Origin of the sequence: Prauserella muralis, assembly GCF_003202285.1 — a bacterium.
In the GTDB taxonomy this organism is placed as follows: Bacteria; Actinomycetota; Actinomycetes; order Mycobacteriales; family Pseudonocardiaceae; genus Prauserella_B; species Prauserella_B muralis.
On record NZ_MASW01000002.1, the window covers coordinates 1704563 to 1722480 of the forward strand.

Below are 17918 nucleotides of genomic sequence, written 5' to 3' on the forward strand. Positions count from 1 at the left end.
CCCCGACCCCGACCCGGAGAGGCAACGCGTGCCCCGACACCGCCAGCCCCGGCAGTACGGCCGTGAGCACAACCCAATACCCGCTCCCCCAACCAGTCGCACCGTCCCCGCGCGACGCCCGGTTGCCGCGAGCCGCCGCGGGCCCACCCCGAACATGCGCGCGGTCGTGGTCCTTCTCAGCGTCGCCGCCGGAGCCGGAAGCGCGGCACTCCAGCTCCTGACAGGGCTGCCGCCAACCCAGCACGAACCCCGCATCAACCTTCTCGCCGCCGACCTCGACAGCGATGTCAGCACCACCACCGGCACCGGAGGCCCCACCGCCAGTTCCGGACCACTGCTGATTCCCACGCCGAGCCGGTCCGCCCGGGACGAGGCCAGGCAACTGGAGATGGCCGAGCAGGTCAGGAAGGACCGAATCGCCCGAGAGGAGGCCGAACGGCAACGGCGAGCGCGAGAGGCCGCGGAGGAGAAGGCGCGGCACCGCGTCGTCGCGCCGGTCCAAGGCACGATCACCTCGAACTACGGGCCGCGCTGGGGCACCACCCACTACGGTCTGGACATCGCGAACGTGATCGGCACACCGATCGTCGCACCGATGCGCGGTGTGGTGCTGGATGCCGGTCCCGCCAGCGGGTTCGGGCTGTGGGTGCGCATCCAGCACGAGGACGGCACCATCACCGTCTATGGCCACATCAACTCCTACGCAGTGAGCGTGGGGCAGGAAGTCGAGGCGGGCGAGGTGATCGCCGAGGTCGGCAACAAGGGTTACTCCACCGGTCCGCACCTGCACTTCGAGGTCTGGGATCCGGCCGGTCTGAAGGTGGATCCGCTCGCTTGGCTGCAGGAACGAGGTGCGAACGTCGGCTAGTCGCCGCAAATCCTTCTATACCCGCCGGCCTCAGATTTAGCGATTATACCCCCACGGGGTAGATTGCTAAGCAATCATCCGGCGAAAGAGGTGGTTGCCATGACGAGCTTCGGTGCAACCGGTCGAGCGTTGACGGGGCTGCCGTCGAACGCTGTGTGGGCCGTGATCGGCGGTGGCCTGTTAGGCCTGGTCGCGACCTACTGGGATGACGGCTGGCACACCGAGATCGGCAGGGACGATGCGCTGCTCCCGCCCCACCTCCTGTTGTACGCCTCGATCGGCATGGTCGGTCTCGTGCTGGCAGGGTGGGTGCTCGTGGGTCTGTGGCGTACCCGCTCGCTCCGGGCCACGCTCGCGATCCCTGGGCTCGCCCTCGCGGTGGCGGCTGGCGTGGTGACCGCCGGTGCGGCGCCCGCCGACGCGGCGTGGCACGCGGCGTTCGGCAGGGACTCCGTGCTGTGGTCGCCGCCCCACTTGTTGTCGGTCATCGGTACGGCGGTGCTGGTGGTCGCGGTGCTGCTCAACACCGGCCATATGGGCTCCCGGGTGTCCCGGATCGCGCTCGCGGTGGTGCTGCTCGGTGCGACTGAGATCGTCGTCGTGGAGTACGAGACGGACGTGCCGCAGTTCTCGCAGGCGCTCTACCTCCCAGTGTTGCTCGCCGTCGGCCTGGGCAGCTCCGGGATTATCCGTGCGCTCGTGGTCGACCGCGCGGTCGTGACGCCGACCGTGCTCAGTTACCTCGTGTTCCGGCTCCTGATCCTGGCCCCGTTTGCCATCACGGGCTGGACCACTCCGGATGTCCCGATCGCGTTGCTGGGCCTGCTGGTGCTGGACGCCCCCGCACGGTGGGATCGGGCGCGCTGGCCAGCGGCCGGTCTCGCCGTGGCCGCCCTGCAGCTGGTGGCGTCGGCGAGCGGTGTCAGTTCCGTTCCGGTGCGACCCACGTTGCTCGCGAGTGTGATCGTCGTGCCGTTGCTCGCCGCGACCCTGTTCGCGGTGTCACGTCGGCCTCTTGCGCGGGCTGGTGCGGTGCTCGGTCTGCTCGCGGCCACATCGTTGCTGGTAATGCCACACGCCCGCGCACATGACCCCGGGCAGGGGACAGCGGTGGCGACGGCGCAGGTCAGCGCGGACGGTGACGGGTCCGGCACGATCGCGGTGCGGATCACCGAGTTCGAGGGCACGGCCGGTCGCGAATGGACTCCTGGAAGGCTTGTCGCCCGGCGGGCTGGGGAGGTCGTGACCGCTCCGCTGGTGGACCGCTCCGGCGTGTTCGCGGGTAAGATCGTCCTACCGTCGCGTGGTTTGTGGTTCATCTATGCCGAACTGTGGGCCGGCAATACGGTCGCGGAAACGTGGCTGCCTGTGCGGCGGGACGAGGCGTCCCGGATTGCCGCCCGGCGCTCCGTCTACTTGCCCGCGGGCACCGGCGATCGGCCCGCCGGTGAGTACCTCGCGGGCGCAGGGCTCCTCGCCCTCGGTACGGCACTGATCGGTTGGGCCGTCATTGCGGTCCGACGTCGCCAGGCAGTCGTACACCAGGTACTATGAAAAATCGTAGATCGCGAGACGATGGCATGGAGCGAGGTCTGGTGCGGATGGGACGGCTGCGGATTCCGCCTGCGCCTACCACGACGACAGGCTGGGCGCTCGTGATCCTCGGTGCAGCGGTGGCCGTCGTGAACTGGATCCTCGAGTGGACTCCCGCCCGTCACCTGCCCGGTGGGCACGGCCCGTTCTACGTGCTGTTCGCGGCTGTCGTGGTGCTCAGCGGCTGTGGCCTGATCACGTCGAGGTCGACATGACTCAAGCGAACTTCCTGGACCGGCAAGCCGCCGCCGACGCAGCCCCCTCGCCCCCACGGGCCTGGCGATGGCGGCGAGGGCTGCTCGCCGCTGCGCTGAGTGCCGCGATCGTCGGCGTGCCCACCGACGTCATCGACACGGAATGGTTCACCCGGATGACTCCCGTCCGCTGGTGGGAGTATCCAGCCCTGATCCTGACGGCCGTGTTGACCGGCCTGTGGTTCGCGATTATCCGCCAAGCTGCCGACGAGCGGGGGCGTGCTGGTGTGTTCGGCTCGTCGCTGCTGTCGGCGTTCGCGGTCGGCTGCCCGCTGTGTAACAAGATCGTCCTGGGCTTGCTCGGGGTATCCGGTGCGTTGGGAGTATGGGCGCCGATCCAGCCCGCTCTCGCAGGTGTCTCCGTGGTTGCGCTCGGCGCGGCTGTGCTGCTGCGCTGGCGTCGGCAGACCTGCACGTCCGAAGGCTGCGCCCCCAAGGAGCCCGGGCCACAGCGACCTCAGTAGTAGCGACGAGTTCGTACCTCAGCGGAATCGGCGGTGTAGACCCGGGTGTCGGCGACGAAGCGCCGCAGGCACGCCAGTGAGCAGAACACGTAGGTGCGACCGCCGTGCTGTAGATGGCCGGCAGGATCGCGCACGCGCATCTTGTGTCAAGGGACATTGGGATTTGCCCGGTGGCGGTCATGAGAATGGCCCGGTGGTGGCCACGAGATCTGCCCAGTCGTGGCCACCAGACCGTGGGTTGGTTAGTTCAAGGCGATCACTCCTTTGCCGGTGAGGGCTTGGGAGAGGCGGATGCTGTCACCGCTGGTTTGGCAGAGGTGGGCGTGGTGGAGGAGCCGGTCGACCGTGGCGGTGGCCAGGGTTTTCGGCATCAGCTCGTCGAACCCGGCCGGGTGCAGGTTTGAGCTGATCGCGACGGAGTGTTTCTCGTAGGCGGCATCGACCAGGCGGTAGAGACCTTCGGCGGCGTCGGGCCCGACCGGTAGCAGCCCGATGTCGTCGACCACAACCAAGTCTGCGCGCAGAATCCGGCTGATGGCCTTGGTGACGGTGTCATCGGCGCGGTGGCGCCGGATCAGCACGCCGAGCGATTCGAGGGTGAACCAGGCCACGTGCAGCCCGGTCTCGACCGCCTGCTGCCCGAGGGCTTCCAGCAGGAACGTCTTGCCGGTGCCGGCGGGGCCGCAGACCACCAGGTTCTCGTGCCGGGCCACCCATTCCAGCGTGCGCAGTGCTTGCTGGGTGGGTGCGGGGATGGACGACACCCCAGGATCCCAGGCATCGAACGTTTTCCCGGTGGGAAACCCCGCTTTGGCGCGGCGGGTGGTCAGTGCGGAACGGTCCCGCCCGGCGACTTCCTCGGCCAGCAGCACCCGCAGCACCTCGGCCGGTTCCCAGCGCTGGGCCTTGGCGGTGGCCAGCACTTCTGGTGCGGCGCGGCGGATGTAGGGCAGCCGCATCCGCCGCAGCAGCCGCTCCAGTTCCTCGTCCAACGGTGGGGCAGCCGGTGTTCGGGTGGTCATGGCTGCCCCCGGTCCCCGTCCAGGAGCGCGGCGATGCGCTCGCTGATCTGAGCCAGGAACACCGCGACCTTGCCGGGGCTGCGCAGATGGTCGAAGTGGCGGGTGAACTCGGCCCGGGTAGCCGGTCCGGCTTGGTCGAGCCAGTCGGCGAGTTCGGCGGCCAGCCAGGCCCACTCGAACAACTCCCCGGCCACCACCGGAATGAGTCCATCGGGGTCGTCGACGCCGTCGGCGAGCATGATCGTGGCGATCCGGGACGCATCGGAAGACGCGGATGCGGACATGATCAGCGCACCTCCCATTCCTCGCCGAGGCCGGCCCAGCCGGCGGTGCCCTGCGCCAGGCTGTTGTGCTCCCCGGCCCGCTGCGTCCCACCGGGGGCGGCGTGGGCTTGGTGGGCCAAGATCGCGGCCAGGTCCCCCTCGGCGAACCGGGCCGCGGTGGCCGCCCGGCCCAAAGCCCGGTCGACGGTGGTGGTGTCGTGCAGCCTCGCCAGGGCGACCGCCTCGGCCATCTTCGCGCGGATCCGGTAGGTGCCCGCCGCCGCAGCCTCGGTCAACCACAACGCCGCCCCGTCACCGAGCGCGAGGAACTCCGTCTCCGCCCGGGTTTTCGCCCGTGGAGTGCGGTCCAGCGGCCCCTCCGGCTGCGGTGGGAAATGCGCATCATCCACCCGCGGGCTGCCCGGGGCGGTCACGACATGGCGGGCCACCTCCACCGGACCTTCAGGCCCGGCGTGCACGATCACCACCCGCTCGCCATGACGGCGCACCCACACCGCCTCACCCGCCAGGGTGTGTGGCACCGAATACGAACCGTTCTCGAACGCCACCATCGGCACCTGCTCGCCGACCGTGCGGCTCACCCCGAACGCTGCCGTATACGGGTGTTCCGGCAGAGGATGCAACCGGGACCGTTCCTCACCGAGCATCTCGATCGGCGCACGCCGGGTCACCCGGTGCGGCCGGGCGTTGACCTGCGTGCAGAACTGCACACAGGCGCGTTCCAGCGCGGCGAAACTGGCGTACTCGCCCAACAGGTTCGCCTCGGTGGGCACCAGGTCCGCCTTGGCGATCTTGACCGTGGCCTCGCTACCACCCTTGCTCGCCGGGTCCGCCGGCACACACGTCGCCACCGTGAGCCCGTAGTGGCGCGCGAACTCGAGCATCTTCGGGTTGCGCACCGCGATCCCCGCCACATGCTCGATCGTGACGGTCTTCTCGTTGTCAGTCAGGCAATACGTCGGCACCCCGCCAAAGAGCCGCAGGGTCTGGTCGATCGCGGCCATCACCGTGGGCAGCGTCTTGTCCAAAATGGGCAGCACCACCCGGAACCGGCACCACGCAAGCCACGCACAAAACAACTGTGTCGCCACACCATCGATCCTCGGGCCGTCGCCGAAGTCGTACTGAAACCACATCCCCGGCTCAGGGACCCAGGGCCGGTGCACCCGCCGGTTGCCGGCCCGCCACGCTGTTTTCAGCTCGGCCACCGCCCGCCGCGTGGTGCGCTCCGACCCCGTAAAGCTCAGCGCGACCAGCTTGTCGTGCGCCACATCCGCGCGGATCTTGCCTTTGGAGCGGTCGACCCACTCCTCCAGCTTCGGCAGAAACTCATCCACCAGCATCGGCCGCCGCTCCGACCGCCCCGGCGTCAGTCGGCCCTCCTCTCGGGCCTGCACATAGTGGGCGACCGTGTGGTGAGAACACCCCACCAGCTCCGCCGCATCACGATACGAACCGGTCAAATCGAACGCTTCTAGAATCTGCATGATCTCCTCGGCAGACTTCACTCGTCCCTCCTCGGGAACCGAGCAACGGTTTGGTCGCCGCGAAGCTCAACCGAGGAGGGACCCCACACCCGGTAGGCGCAGGGCAAACAACAAGTCGTGTCGGGCAGATCTCATGACCGTCAACGGGCAAAACTCATGACCGCCACCGGGCACCTAACTGGCCGTACCCGGGCAGTTTCCCGTGGCCGCCAACAATCTTGCAGACCGGATCGATCCCCGTCTCGTTTACGTCGAGGGACCACGTGAAAACGTCCACCGGGTCAGGTATCCCACGCAGGCGCATCGGTCCACGTGCCGTCACGGGTAGCCCTGCCGTCCTGGCTGCCGCGGCGATCTCCGCAGTGAGCTGGATCTGTCCGCTCACAGCGAGCCCGCCGAGACGAGCGGCGAGGTTCACCGCGCGTCCGAAGTAGTCACGGTCCACAGGTATCGCCGGGCCGCGGTGGATACCGCCGCGCAGCATCGGGAAGCCCGGCTCGGCACGACACGCGCCGATGAGCCGCTCCACGCTGTCGAGCAAACCGCCGTTGGATGCACTGACCAGCATCACCGCGTCGCCGAGCGACTTTACGAGCTCGACGTCGCGATCCAGTGTCCCGTGGGTGAGATGGAGGAGGCGCCTTGCGACGTCCGCAGCTCCTATGTCGCCATGCGCCTCCGACAGCGCGGTAAACCCGGCGAGGTCGATGAACGCGATCGTGCGTACTACGGCGTCGGTCATCGGCCACTCCGCATCAGAACGGACATACTAATCCTGATAGTAACGGAGTGCAATCGGCTGAACGCACGCCGGGCCTGCGTCAAGCTGTTGCGCTCGCGTTACGCCTTGATATGCCTCCTGTTCACCCATTGACGGCATACCCAACGGGGGCATAGTGTTCACTCGCTCGAGTGACGTAGTTAGCCATTGACCACAACTCGCCACTGACCAGGTGCGGGTCCGCGGATGGGGCATCGACACCGTCGTGGACGTGGCGTGAACACGGCGAAGGCCGGCTCGGCGTTGCCGCGGGCCACTTCGTCCAGCGGCTTTCACCGCAGATGGAGGCGTCATGGGAATGTCACGAATCCGGCGGCCATTCAAGGTCGCGTTCTCGCTACTCGCCGTCGTTGTCAGCGGCGCACTCGTGGGCTGCTCTGGCGGGAGCTCCGGCGATGTGCTGCAGCAGGTGCGCGACAACGGCACGTTACGTGTGGCGCTCACGCAGGCGAATCCGCCGTGGAACTTCCTCGACGACGCGGGCAAGCCCGTCGGCTACGACGTCGATGTCGCGCGCGAGGTGGCCCGCCGGATCGGTGTCGACAACGTCGAATTCGTCGCGTCGAACTTCCAGAGCTTCATCGAGGGCGTGCGGGCCGGACGCTTCGACATCGTCATCTCCGGCCAGACGGTGACCGACGAACGGAAACAGCAGGTCGACTTCTCGACTCCCTACCAGGTAAACGGTGTCTCGATCTTCACGGCGTCGTCCAACAACTCGATCAACTCGCTCGAAGACCTGCGAGGAAAGGTCATAGCCGTCTCGGCCGGAACCACGCAGGAGAAGTTCGCCAGCGAGGAAATCCCGGGCGCGCAGGTCAAGACATATCAGAACGCCACGTTGGGCCTGACCGACCTCGGCCGTGGCAACGCGGACGCCATGCTGGTCTCCCGCTTCCAGGGTAGTTACCTGGCCAAGCAGAACGGACTCCACGTCAAACCGGTCGGGAAACTGCTGGAGAGCGAGGTCAACGCCATGTCGTTCCGGAAGGGCTCGACCGAGTTCAAGAAGGAAATCGACAAGGCGATCAGCGACATGATCGACGACGGCACCCTGACCAAGATCTCCCGGAAGTGGCTGGGCGGCCTGGACATGGTGGCAGAGCTCAAGGCGCTGCCGCCGGAACAGAGCTAGGAGCATCCCATGGACATGCTGGCTGACTCGTTCCCCATGCTGCTCAGGGGGCTGGGCATTACTTTGCTGCTCGGTGTCGTGTCCTTTGTGCTGGGTTCTGGTCTCGGTGCGCTCGTTGCCCTGGCGCGTATCTCCGCCTTCCGGGTGCTCAGGGGAGCCGCGATCATGTTCGTCTCGGTGTTCCGTGGGACTCCGCTGCTCATTCAAATAATGATCATCTACTTTGGTTTGCCGCAGCTCGGGGTGCAACTCGAGCCAGTTCCGTCAGCGATCCTGGCGTTGAGCCTGTTCGCCGCGGCCTACCTGAGTGAGAACTTCCGGGGCGGCATTCTCGGAGTAGACAAAGGACAATGGGAGGCTGCCTCATCCATTGGCATGCCGTACTGGCGCACGTTCCGCAGGATCATCTTCCCGCAGGCGATCAGGATCGCCACCCCGGCCGTCGGTGGCCGCTTCATCGCGCTGATGAAGGACACCTCGCTCGCCTCGGTGGTCACCGTCGTGGAGCTCACTCGCGTCGCGGAGAGCATCGGCAATGCGAACTTCCGCTACATGGAAGCGTTCCTGATGATCGGAGCCCTGTACTGGCTCATCAACACGCTGCTCTCGGTCGGGCAGGGGATGCTCGAGCGGCGACTCGGAAAGGCGTACGCATGACAAAGCCACCGATCGAACTCACCGGCATCCGCAAGGCCTTCGGTGCACTGGAGGTCCTGCGCGGCGTCGATCTCTCCGTCGAGCGAGGCGAGGTCGTCGTGCTCATGGGCCCTTCCGGGTCAGGTAAGACGACACTTGTGCGGTGCATGAACCTGCTTGAGGAACCAGACTCCGGGCACGTGCGCATCTGCGACTGCGCCTTCTCCTGCGGCACCCGCAGCGACCGGCGCGGCCGGGCCCGGCTGATGCAGCGCGCCCGGCAGCAGACCGGCATGGTGTTCCAGCAGTTCAACCTCTTCCCCCACATGACCGCACTGGGCAACGTGATCGAGGGACCTCGCCAGGTGCGCAACCTGCCGATGGCGGAAGCCGTCGCGCTCGGCGAGCGGCTACTGGATCGGGTCGGGCTGGTAGACAAGCGCGATGTGCATCCCTCGCGGCTTTCTGGTGGGCAGAAGCAGCGGGTGGCGATCGCTCGCGCGCTGGCCATGGAACCGGAGGTCGTGCTCTTCGACGAACCGACCTCCGCCCTGGACCCGGAGCTACACGCGGAGGTGCTGGAGGTCATCCAGGAGCTCGCCGGAGACGGCATGACGATGGTGATCGTGACCCACGAGACCCACTTCGCCCGGGAGGTCGCCGACCGGATCGTGTTCATGGACGGCGGGGTGGTCGTCGAGGAAGCGACAGCCGAGGCGTTCTTCACCCGCCCGTCGAAGGAGCGGGTGCGCACATTCCTGCGGCTCGTCGATCACTCCGGGGCTTTGGTCGACGCTCCGGCACCGCGCGTGGGGGAGGAGGCAGTATGACGGCGTCGGCGATCGACACCTTCGATGTGGAGACCGCGAGGCGGGAAACACCGGGCTGCGACAACGTCGTGCACTTCAACAACGCGGGCGCCTCCCTGATGCCCACGCCCGTGCTCGACAGCACCATCGCGCACCTGAAGCTGGAGGCTCGGATCGGGGGCTACGAGGCGGCCGCGGAGGCGACCGAGACCATCGAGGCGGTCTACACTGCTGCCGCACGCCTGCTCGGCTGCGCGGCCGGTGAGATCGCCGTGGTGGACAGCGCCACCCGCGCCTGGGATATGGCGTTCTACTCGATTCCGTTCCGGAGCGGCGACCGGATCCTGACCAGCGAGGCCGAGTACGGCAGCAACTTCATCGCCTACCTTCAGCTCGCCGCCCGCCACGACCTCGAGGTCGAGGTGGTCCCCAACGACGAATCCGGACAGATCTCGGTGCCACGGCTGTGCGATCTGATCGACGAGCGGGTGCGGCTGATCTCCTTGACCCACGTGCCGACCAACTGCGGCCTGGTCAACCCCGCCGTCGAGGTCGGCAAGATCGCGCGGGAGGCCGGGGTGCTCTACTTGCTCGACGCCTGCCAGTCGGCGGGGCAGATGCCGCTGGACGTCGCCGAGATCGGCTGCGACCTGCTCTCACTCACGGGACGCAAATACCTGCGCGGCCCGCGGGGCACCGGTCTGCTCTATGTCCGCCACGACCTGCTCGACGAACTCTCGCCACCGATGCTGGACCTGCACGCCGCCACCTGGATCGCCCGCGACGAGTACCGGATGCGGCCGGACGCCCGCCGGTTCGAATCGTGGGAGTACAACTATGCGGCCAAGATCGGTCTCGGAACGGCCATCGACTATGCCCTGGGCTGGGGCCTGGACAGCATCCGCGGGCGGGTGTACGCGTTGGCCGACCAGCTCCGAAGCCGCTTGGCCGAACTACCCGGGGTCACCCTCCGCGATGTTGGCGCAGAGCGCTGCGGGATCGTGGCCTTCACGGTAGACGGGGTCGCGCCGGCCGAGGTCAAGGAACGCCTCGCCGCCCGGGGGATCAACGTGAGCGTGTCGCGCGCCCCGTCGACGAGAGTCGACATGGAAAACCGCGGAATAGACGAACTCGTACGCGCCTCTGTGCACTACTACAACACCGAGCAGGAGATCGAGTCACTCTGCGACGCGCTCGTGAGTGTTTAGCAAGTTCGGGTGCGGGTGTCCCGCAGGGCACTGAGAACCCCGCTCGCCACTCACGACCCTTGCCGACATTTACGAGAAGCCGCTCGACTGGTAAACGCCTGCCAAAGCTACTATGTGAAATAGTAGTGTGTTCTGGCCGTGGCGTCGGAAAGGTTGAGCGGGTGACTGTGCAGGTTGATCCCGAGGGCGCGACTCGATCGGGCCGCCCTTCGCAGCGACCCCGCTCGGTTCGCGTGGTGAGGGCCGCAACGTGGCTTCGGCTGCTTGCAGCGGTTGCTGGCGGTGCTGTGCTCTATGTGGCCTCGCCGCCTCGGCCGCTGTGGTGGCTCGCGCCGGTCGCGTTCACGTTGCTGGTGCTGGCCGTCTACGGCCGCCTGGGGCGGCGCGGTTTCGGCTACGGCGTTGCGTTCGGCGTAGCGTACCTGTTGCCTCTGCTGCGGTGGCTTTATGACTTCCTTGGGGTTGCCTTCGGGGTCTGGCCGTGGTTGGGCTTGGTGGTGCTGGAGGCCTTGTTCTTCGGCTTGATGGGAGTCGGCATGGCGCGGGTCAGCCGGCTGCCGATGGCCCCGGTGTGGATGGCCGCGGTCGTCGTGGCTGCTGAGGCGGTGCGCTCGCGGGTCCCGTACGGCGGATTCCCGTGGGGACGTGTCGCGTTTACCCAGCCCGAGGGTGTCTTCCTGCCGCTGGCGGCGGTGGGTGGAGCGGTTCTGGTGGGCTTCGCTGTCGCGCTTACCGGCTGCGGGCTCGCCGTCCTGGCGCTGCGGATCCGGCAGGCGCCGCGTCGGTGGATCGCACATGCCGTGGTCGCCGTGCTGCCGCTTGTAGCTGGCTGGGTGATGGTGTCGTTGATCGAGACAGATGCGGAAGTGGGGACCGCGACTGTGGCGGTGGTTCAGGGCAACGCGCCGGACGCCGGCATCGCCCTCCTGGGCCAGAGCGCGACCGTGCGAGCCAATCACATCGCTCAGGCTGACCGACTCGTCGACGACGTCCGTGCCGGTCGGGTTCCCGCCCCCGACCTGGTGATCCTGCCCGAATCGTCGAATGTGTTCGAGGCCGGGCGCGACGATCCGGACTTGGACCGCATTGCGCGTGAGCTCGGCGTGCCGGTCGCCGTGGGTGGGACCGCTTACGGCGCGGACGGTCGCGCCAGTAACCGGATGATCCTGTGGAGCCCACAGCGTGGCGCTACCGAGGAGTACGCCAAGCAGCAGTTGGTGCCGTTCTCCGAATTCGTCCCGCTCCGTGCCGTGGCCGCGGCGGTGACTCCGTTCACCGACGATCCGGCGGGCGACATGGTGTCCGGTGACCGACCCGGAGTCTTCGACATGGGATCGGCTCGGGTGGGATTTGCGATCTGTTACGAGGTCGCCTACGACTACGTGCTCACCGAGGCGACCCGGGCGGGGGCGCAGCTGCTGGTCGTGCCCACCAACAACGCGTGGTTCGGGCGCACCGAGATGACCTATCAGCAACTGGCGATGGCGAGGCTGCGGGCGGTGGAGCACGGCCGGGCGGTCGTCGTCGCCTCCACCAGCGGCGTCAGCGCGATCGTGCAACCAGACGGGCGTGTTACCCGCAGCACTGGCCAGTTCACGGCGGAGTCGATGGTCGAGCGGGTCCCGCTGCGGTTGAGCACCACGGTGGCCACCAGGTTCGGCAGTGTCCCTGAGTGGGTTGTCGTGAGCTTCGCGGTTGTGGCCGTGGCAGTGGCGTTCCGGCGGCAGGTGGTCACCAGCCATTCACCGGGCAAGTAACCACGGTGACGGCGAGGAGCAGGACAGCGCTGGTGAGGAACGGCAATACCGTGGCCGCCATTCCCGCCATGCCGCAGGACAGGGCCGTGCGCAGGCCACCGGCGGGCTGAGCGGCATGCTTCAGGCGAGCGAGCCGCAGGTCGACGGCGTCCCGCGCCATCGCCAGCGCGACGTCTGGTGTTCCCGGACCAGCTACGCCCAGCAAGGCCGAGCGGACGGCCGGCGCGCCGCAGGCGCGGACCGCCGAGACGTCTGCGGCCAGCTCCACGAGCTCACGCAGGGCGGTGTTCGCCTGCCGGAACAGCGGCACAAACGGCAACGTCCGACGCAGGATGCCCGCGATCAGGATCAGGAGATGGTGGCGGCCGCGCAGGTGGGCCCGCTCGTGTGCCAGCACCGCGGCGACGCTCTCGGCCGGGAGATGCCGGTGCAGTCCTTCCGTGGCGACCACGACGTCGGGGCGGCCGGCGAGGCTGAACGCCAAGGGGCGATCGTGCGCCAGCCACAGCGTGGTCGGGGAGTTGTCATCGGTGCGGGCGGCCAGGCGGAGCACGGCGAGCCGCTCGCGGCTCGCCCGGCGCGCCTCCCGAAACTCGGTGATGGCGACGACGGCAAACCGTGTGACGAGCCCCGCGAGCAAGGCAACGCTGACAACGCCGATGAGCTCCTCGATCTTGGGCGATGAGCCGTGTTGCAGTGCCGCCCAGCACCGGCTGAGCGCCCAGGTCAGCGGGCTCGCCCCCGCGTGGTCTGGTGCCAGGAGCAGCACGACACCGCTGATCCCGGCGAGCGCCACGCCCGACATGGCCAGCAGCCACGCGACGATCAACGGCCGCGGATCCCGGCGGCGGAGATCCGCACGACCCAGTTGGCGTGGAACGAGCCACCCTGCCGTGAGTGCCCCGAGGAGCAGCGACACCGCCACGATCACTGGCGGCGGACCTTCTTGGCCAGCGCGGTTCGGAGGATTTCCGTTTCCCGGGCTGAGGCCGAGTTGGCGAAGTGCAGAAGCGCGGCTCGCGGGTTGCCGGAGGCGTCCAGTGCCTCACGCAGGGCCCGAACGGCGGCCTCTTCGCGGGTGAACGCCGGGCGGTAGCGGTAGGCCTTGCCGTCCCGATCGCGGTGGGCCCATCCCTTGCGGTGCAGGTTGTCCAGTACGGTCATGACCGTGGTGTAAGCAAGCTTTCTGCCAGAGCTGAGATTCTCGAGAACCTGGCGCACCTTCACCGGTTCGTCCGCGCGCCAGAGCACTTCCATGACCGCGCCTTCGAGATCGCCGAGCCCGAACATGCCACCTCACCGCCAGACTGCCGCCCTACACCTACTGTCGATAGTAGGTGGAGCCTCCTGTCAGGCAAAACTACTAGCTGCTATAGTAGCAGCGAGGTTTCGGGCGATTGGGCCCGTGCCTCACCGTCGGCGGTTTCGCCTTGCCTGTGCCGCCCGGCGGACGGGGTGCGGGGAGACTGAGTCCTTCCGCACCCCACCATCCGCCCACGGGGCAGGCGAAGGAGAGGTTGATGTCGGCGTCCGCAGCTGTGCTGGCGGCCATCCCGAGCCCGCCCCAGGGCGTGTGGCGGATCAACGAGTTCTCCGTCCGAGCCTACGCGCTGTGCATCGTCGCCGGGATCGCGGTCGCGATCTGGTGGGGCAACCGGCGCTTCGTCCAGCGCGGCGGCGAGCCCGGGACAGTCACGGACGTCGCTGTCTTCGCCGTGCCGTTCGGGATTGTCGGAGGCCGGCTGTATCACGTCGCGACCGACTGGTGGCGCTACTTCGGGCCGGACAAGAACCCGTGGGAAGCGCTGAAGATCTGGGAGGGCGGCCTCGGTATCTGGGGCGCGATCGCGCTCGGTGCGGTGGGCGCCTGGATCGGCTGCCGTCGCAGGGGTATCCCGCTGCCGGCGTTCGCCGACGCGGTGGCCCCGGGTATCGTCCTCGCGCAGGCCATCGGCCGCGTCGGCAACTACTTCAACCAGGAGGTCTACGGCACGCCCACATCCGTGCCGTGGGGGCTTGAGATTTATCGCCGCATTGACCCGGCAACGGGGCAGGAGGACCCGATCGGCGGCGTCGCGGTGGGTGACACGCCGATCGCGGTGGTCCATCCGACGTTCCTCTACGAGTTGCTGTGGGGCGTGCTCGTCGCGTTTGTCGTGGTGTGGGCTGATCGACGGTTCCGGCTGGGGCACGGCCGCGTTTTCGCGATCTATGTGGCCGGCTATACCTTCGGCCGGTTTTGGATCGAGCTGTTGCGTGACGACGAGGCGACCCAGGTGTTCGGCCTGCGGATCAACACGATCGTCTCCGCGGTGGTGTTCGCGGGGGCGGTGGCGTACTTCGTGGCGGCGAAACGGCGCGGTCTTCGGGAAGATCTGCAGGCGCTTCGCGCCACGAGTGTGGGACCGGTCAGTCGCCAGGCTGCAGCCGGGTCGACTCCTGAGTGACGAGCCAGCGGCCGTCCGGCTGACGGGCGAGCACGACAAACGTCGTTCGCCGGTCGATAGCCGGCGCCGACCATTGGGCCTCGTAGGCGATTCGCTGTCTTGCCTGGTCCGAGCCGACCACCCGAAGTCGGTCGACGGTGGCGGTGGTTGCCTGACCCGCGGGCGGCGGATCGACGACGACCAGGCCACGCGGGTTGGCCGGGTTGTCCGGAGCGAGGTAGGGCAGTACGCGCCGGTTGGTTCGGCCGCGATCGGTGCCGCGCAGGGAATGCGCGGCCACGAGGTACGCGCGAGCCACCTCAGCCGGACGGCGAAAGTCGAGTCCCAATGGGACGCTGCTGACGGAGTCTCCCGGTCGTTCGGGAGGCGGAGAGGCGGCCGACCGCGCCTCCGGGCCGATCGGCTGCTCGGCCGGTGACGCCGTCGACGATGGGGGCGTCTCTCCTGGCGGCGCATCGGCGTTCGACGCCGCCAGCCAGATCACGCCGAGCGCGCCTGCCAATGCAGCCGCCGTGGCGATCCTCCGCGCATCCCACACCACGGCTATTCCCTGAAACTGACGTGAATATGGTCATAGTGGCCGCCGGTCGGGTCGGCCACGTCGTAGACACCACCGCCGGTGTAGGGCTCACCCCACCCGCCCTGGTCGCCGGTGCTCGGATCCCAGTATCGCCCCTGCCAGATCACGTACTTCACGCGCAGGGCTTCCGCATTGACGCGGAGCCAGGCCGCCATCCGCCAGCCGGCTCTCAACGGTTCGCCGGCCGGGAAGATGCCCGCCCGATCCGGAAAGATGTCGCAGCCCTTGCCTTGGGGGTGGTCGCTGGTCGGATTCCACGGGCGCGGCGCGAAACATCCGGCCGAACGAACCTCCGAGCCGAAAGCCCGTTGCACCTCGCTGATCCCGTTGGCGGTCGCGGCCGTGACACAGCCTGCCGTTGTCGGATCCGGAACCGTGCATCCCGTTGGCCCGCCGGTGTATGCGTTCGCGGACGCGAGCTGGCCGACGTCGATGCCCGGGGGCAGCATCCCCGGCGGGCCGGTTTCGCCTGGTGTCGCCGACCAGTCGCGTTCGTAGCGGCGAATGTTGTCGAGATACCGGCGGACAAGCGACGCGCATCGCGCGTCACAGCCGGCTTCGCCGGCTTGGGGAATCCCGGTGCGGCTGCCGGTGACCCGGCTGCACCCGGCGATGTGGCAGACGCTCACGGCGTCCATCGGGGCGACGGACTTGCCCGTCTCCTTGAGGTGCGGCGTGATCGCCCGCAGGTTGCCGCACAGGAAGTCGATGCCGAGTGTCAAGTGTGTGCTGGGGTCGCTGATATCGGCGGTGGGAGGGGGTGGTGTACTGGTCCACGGCCGGCCGCCCAGGGCAATCCAGTTGGCCTGATTGATCTGCAGCAGTCCTGCCGCGCCGCCGTTGACGTCCTCGCTCCACGCCCGCGGGTCCCAGCCAGACTCGGCCTGAACTTCGGCCAGGACTCTGAGCACGCTCAATTCAGGACATGTCTCGCTGATCCGCGTGGCCACCAGCGGTAGCATGCTCTGCGCCAGTGGCGGCAGTTTGGCCGTCGCCACTCCCGCTCGCGCGGGAGCGGGTTGTTCGCCGGCCGATCGCGCCGCGGTGACCACCGCGACGAAGACGACCGGGACCACCATCACGACGGCGCCGAGCAGGCCAAGCAGCAGCACGACATGCCGCGCACGCATCGACCCTCCCGTACCGTTCGCGGGTGGCGTACCCGGCATATGCAAGCTGCCCGCGGCGACCGTACGGTCGGAGCGCTCCGCCCGGAGGCTCGGCTGCCGCGCCGTGTTCACCCGAATACTAGATGTAGTAGTAGGTGGGTGGCAACCGTCCGGCCGCAGGTACCGGCCGTCCCGCCCGGGACTCCCGGGCTCATCGACGACTCGAGATTTAAGGCGATTCGAGCCCGGTGTTCGTCGGGGCGGCCCAGCGCTGTTCGATGCGTGCGAATCGCCACACGGCCAGGGCGATGAGCCAGGTGACCACGAAGACCGCCACGACGATGTAGCCGACGCTGTCGAGGCCGATCCCGGCGATCCAGGCGAGCGGGCCCGACGTGATGTCGAGCTTGGTCGCGAGCAGTCCCAACAACTCGATCAAGCCGATCACGAGAGCGACACCGACGGAGAGGGCCGTCACCGTGAGGTTGTAGAAGACCTTACGGATCGGCCGGAGGAACGCCCACCGGTAAGCGGCGGACATGAACACGCCGTCGGCGGCGTCGAACAGGCTCATGCCGGCGGCGAACAGCACCGGCAGCGTAAGGATGGCGTACCAGGGCAGGGTGAACGCGGCGGCGCCGGCTGCGAGCACGAGCAATGAGACCTCGGTCGCGGTGTCGAAGCCAAGCCCGAACAACAGTCCGACTGGGTACATGTGCCAGGGTTTGCGGACCACCCGCATGACGCGGCCGAGAATGCGGGCCAGGAAACCGCGCTCGTCCAGCCGCCGTTCCAGCTCGTCCTCGTCGAGCTCCCCCGTGCGCATGCGCCGGAATATCCGGGTGATTCCGATCAACGCGCCCAGGTTGAGCAGCCCGATGAAGATGAGGAAGGTTCCCGAGACGAGGGTGCCGATCAGCCCGGCGACCTGCTGGAGTTGTGACGCGTCGTTGCCGACCTGGCTGGTGAGGCTGCGCATGCCCAGGGCCACGAGCACGCACAACCCGAACACAATGGTCGAATGGCCGAGGGAGAACCAGAACCCCACCGAGCGGGCGCGCGTTCCCTCCCCGACGAGCTTGCGGGTCGTGTTGTCGATCGCCGCGATGTGGTCGGCGTCGAACGCATGGCGCACTCCGAGCAGATATGCCGTCACGCCGAGGCCGATACCGAATGATCCAGCGATGCCGAGGTTGTAGTTGTGGGGCGCGACGACCAGCACCAACAGACCCCAGCCCACGACATGGAGGAACAGGACGAAGGCGGCCATCCCGGCAGCCGAGACCCAGTCACCGCGGTCCCAGCGGCGGGCCGGGACAGAAATGGCTGGCGCGATGACGTCTCCCATGCGCACGATGATGCACTATGCCGGTTCGTATGAACAGATGTGCAGGTGTCGTGCTGGGCACCTTACGTGGTGAGCCGGTCGAGCAGGGACGAGCCTTCCAGCCGGTAGGGTTCTCCGAGTACGGCGCCGCTGTGGC

General features: G+C 67.9%; 20 protein-coding genes. 10 read left to right on the forward strand and 10 right to left on the reverse strand.

The genetic code is table 11. The features are described from left to right. The first annotated feature begins 154 nt into the window (after positions 1 to 154). From BAY60_RS19320 to BAY60_RS19335, 4 genes are all read left to right on the forward strand, one after another. Positions 155 to 868, forward strand: coding sequence for a M23 family metallopeptidase (locus BAY60_RS19320; RefSeq protein ID WP_112282279.1), 714 nt, complete (start codon positions 155 to 157; stop codon positions 866 to 868). 99 nt (positions 869 to 967) lie between these two features. Then, on the forward strand, positions 968 to 2422 hold the full coding sequence (locus BAY60_RS19325) for a hypothetical protein (RefSeq protein ID WP_146771040.1): 1455 nt from the start codon (positions 968 to 970) through the stop codon (positions 2420 to 2422). A gap of 101 nt (positions 2423 to 2523) precedes the next feature. Then, entirely contained in the window at positions 2524 to 2676 is a 153-nt protein-coding gene (locus BAY60_RS37200) for a hypothetical protein (protein ID WP_170160454.1), read from the forward strand. Then, positions 2673 to 3179, forward strand: coding sequence for a hypothetical protein (locus tag BAY60_RS19335; protein ID WP_112282282.1), 507 nt, complete (start codon positions 2673 to 2675; stop codon positions 3177 to 3179). The genes BAY60_RS37200 and BAY60_RS19335 overlap by 4 nt, the downstream gene beginning before the upstream one ends. On the opposite strand, the gene BAY60_RS37205 is transcribed toward BAY60_RS19335, so the two are convergent. From BAY60_RS37205 to BAY60_RS19355, 5 genes are all read right to left on the reverse strand, one after another. After that, the gene (locus BAY60_RS37205) at positions 3173 to 3313 is read right to left on the reverse strand and encodes a hypothetical protein (protein ID WP_170160455.1); all 141 of its coding nucleotides are present in this window, start codon (positions 3311 to 3313) and stop codon (positions 3173 to 3175) included. The two genes, BAY60_RS19335 and BAY60_RS37205, sit on opposite strands and share 7 nt — an antisense overlap. Positions 3314 to 3421: 108 nt before the next feature. Further along, a complete protein-coding gene (gene istB / locus BAY60_RS19340) occupies positions 3422 to 4171 on the reverse strand; it encodes an IS21-like element helper ATPase IstB (RefSeq protein WP_281272731.1) in 750 nt (249 codons plus the stop codon). Between the two features lie 26 nt (positions 4172 to 4197). Beyond that, entirely contained in the window at positions 4198 to 4485 is a 288-nt protein-coding gene (locus BAY60_RS19345; RefSeq protein WP_170160456.1) for a hypothetical protein, read from the reverse strand. 2 nt (positions 4486 to 4487) lie between these two features. After that, positions 4488 to 5993: an IS21 family transposase gene (gene istA, locus BAY60_RS19350; RefSeq protein WP_112282284.1), complete on the reverse strand. Its 1506-nt coding sequence runs from the start codon at positions 5991 to 5993 to the stop codon at positions 4488 to 4490. Positions 5994 to 6126: 133 nt separating this feature from the next. Further along, complete coding sequence (locus BAY60_RS19355; protein WP_112282285.1) at positions 6127 to 6714, reverse strand: adenylate/guanylate cyclase domain-containing protein; 588 nt, start codon at positions 6712 to 6714, stop codon at positions 6127 to 6129. A 331-nt stretch (positions 6715 to 7045) separates the two neighbouring features. Here BAY60_RS19355 and BAY60_RS19360 point away from each other — a divergent pair, with 331 nt between their 5' ends. From BAY60_RS19360 to lnt, 5 genes are all read left to right on the forward strand, one after another. Further along, positions 7046 to 7888, forward strand: a complete 843-nt coding sequence (locus BAY60_RS19360) for an ABC transporter substrate-binding protein (protein ID WP_245992620.1) — start codon at positions 7046 to 7048, stop codon at positions 7886 to 7888. Between the two features lie 9 nt (positions 7889 to 7897). After that, positions 7898 to 8545, forward strand: coding sequence for an amino acid ABC transporter permease (locus BAY60_RS19365; RefSeq protein ID WP_112282287.1), 648 nt, complete (start codon positions 7898 to 7900; stop codon positions 8543 to 8545). Then, positions 8542 to 9354 (forward strand): amino acid ABC transporter ATP-binding protein, encoded by an 813-nt coding sequence (locus BAY60_RS19370; RefSeq protein ID WP_112282288.1) that lies wholly within the window; start codon positions 8542 to 8544, stop codon positions 9352 to 9354. Before BAY60_RS19365 ends, BAY60_RS19370 begins: the two co-directional genes overlap by 4 nt. After that, positions 9351 to 10541 carry an aminotransferase class V-fold PLP-dependent enzyme gene (locus BAY60_RS19375; RefSeq protein ID WP_112282289.1) on the forward strand — a complete coding sequence of 397 codons (1191 nt, stop codon included), beginning with the start codon at positions 9351 to 9353 and terminating at the stop codon, positions 10539 to 10541. Before BAY60_RS19370 ends, BAY60_RS19375 begins: the two co-directional genes overlap by 4 nt. 161 nt (positions 10542 to 10702) lie before the next feature. Continuing rightward, a complete protein-coding gene (gene lnt, locus BAY60_RS19380) occupies positions 10703 to 12298 on the forward strand; it encodes an apolipoprotein N-acyltransferase (RefSeq protein WP_245992622.1) in 1596 nt (531 codons plus the stop codon). Here lnt and BAY60_RS19385 read toward each other — a convergent pair. Further along, a complete protein-coding gene (locus tag BAY60_RS19385) occupies positions 12273 to 13127 on the reverse strand; it encodes a M56 family metallopeptidase (RefSeq protein ID WP_245992623.1) in 855 nt (284 codons plus the stop codon). The two genes, lnt and BAY60_RS19385, sit on opposite strands and share 26 nt — an antisense overlap. Before the next feature lie 98 nt (positions 13128 to 13225). Beyond that, complete coding sequence (locus BAY60_RS19390; protein ID WP_112282291.1) at positions 13226 to 13588, reverse strand: BlaI/MecI/CopY family transcriptional regulator; 363 nt, start codon at positions 13586 to 13588, stop codon at positions 13226 to 13228. A gap of 230 nt (positions 13589 to 13818) precedes the next feature. Between BAY60_RS19390 and lgt the strand changes: the two genes are divergently transcribed. Continuing rightward, entirely contained in the window at positions 13819 to 14745 is a 927-nt protein-coding gene (lgt, locus tag BAY60_RS19395) for a prolipoprotein diacylglyceryl transferase (RefSeq protein ID WP_112282292.1), read from the forward strand. Here lgt and BAY60_RS36805 read toward each other — a convergent pair. The 3 genes from BAY60_RS36805 to nicT all read right to left on the reverse strand — a co-directional run bounded on the left by BAY60_RS36805 (position 14708) and on the right by nicT (position 17782). Further along, the gene (locus BAY60_RS36805; protein WP_146771041.1) at positions 14708 to 15286 is read right to left on the reverse strand and encodes a hypothetical protein; all 579 of its coding nucleotides are present in this window, start codon (positions 15284 to 15286) and stop codon (positions 14708 to 14710) included. The two genes, lgt and BAY60_RS36805, sit on opposite strands and share 38 nt — an antisense overlap. A 2-nt stretch (positions 15287 to 15288) precedes the next feature. Continuing rightward, positions 15289 to 16455, reverse strand: a complete 1167-nt coding sequence (locus BAY60_RS19405; RefSeq protein ID WP_170160457.1) for a VldE C-terminal domain-containing protein — start codon at positions 16453 to 16455, stop codon at positions 15289 to 15291. A gap of 208 nt (positions 16456 to 16663) precedes the next feature. Beyond that, the gene (gene nicT / locus BAY60_RS19410; RefSeq protein WP_112282295.1) at positions 16664 to 17782 is read right to left on the reverse strand and encodes a Nickel transporter NicT; all 1119 of its coding nucleotides are present in this window, start codon (positions 17780 to 17782) and stop codon (positions 16664 to 16666) included. Between the last annotated feature and the right edge of the window lie 136 nt (positions 17783 to 17918).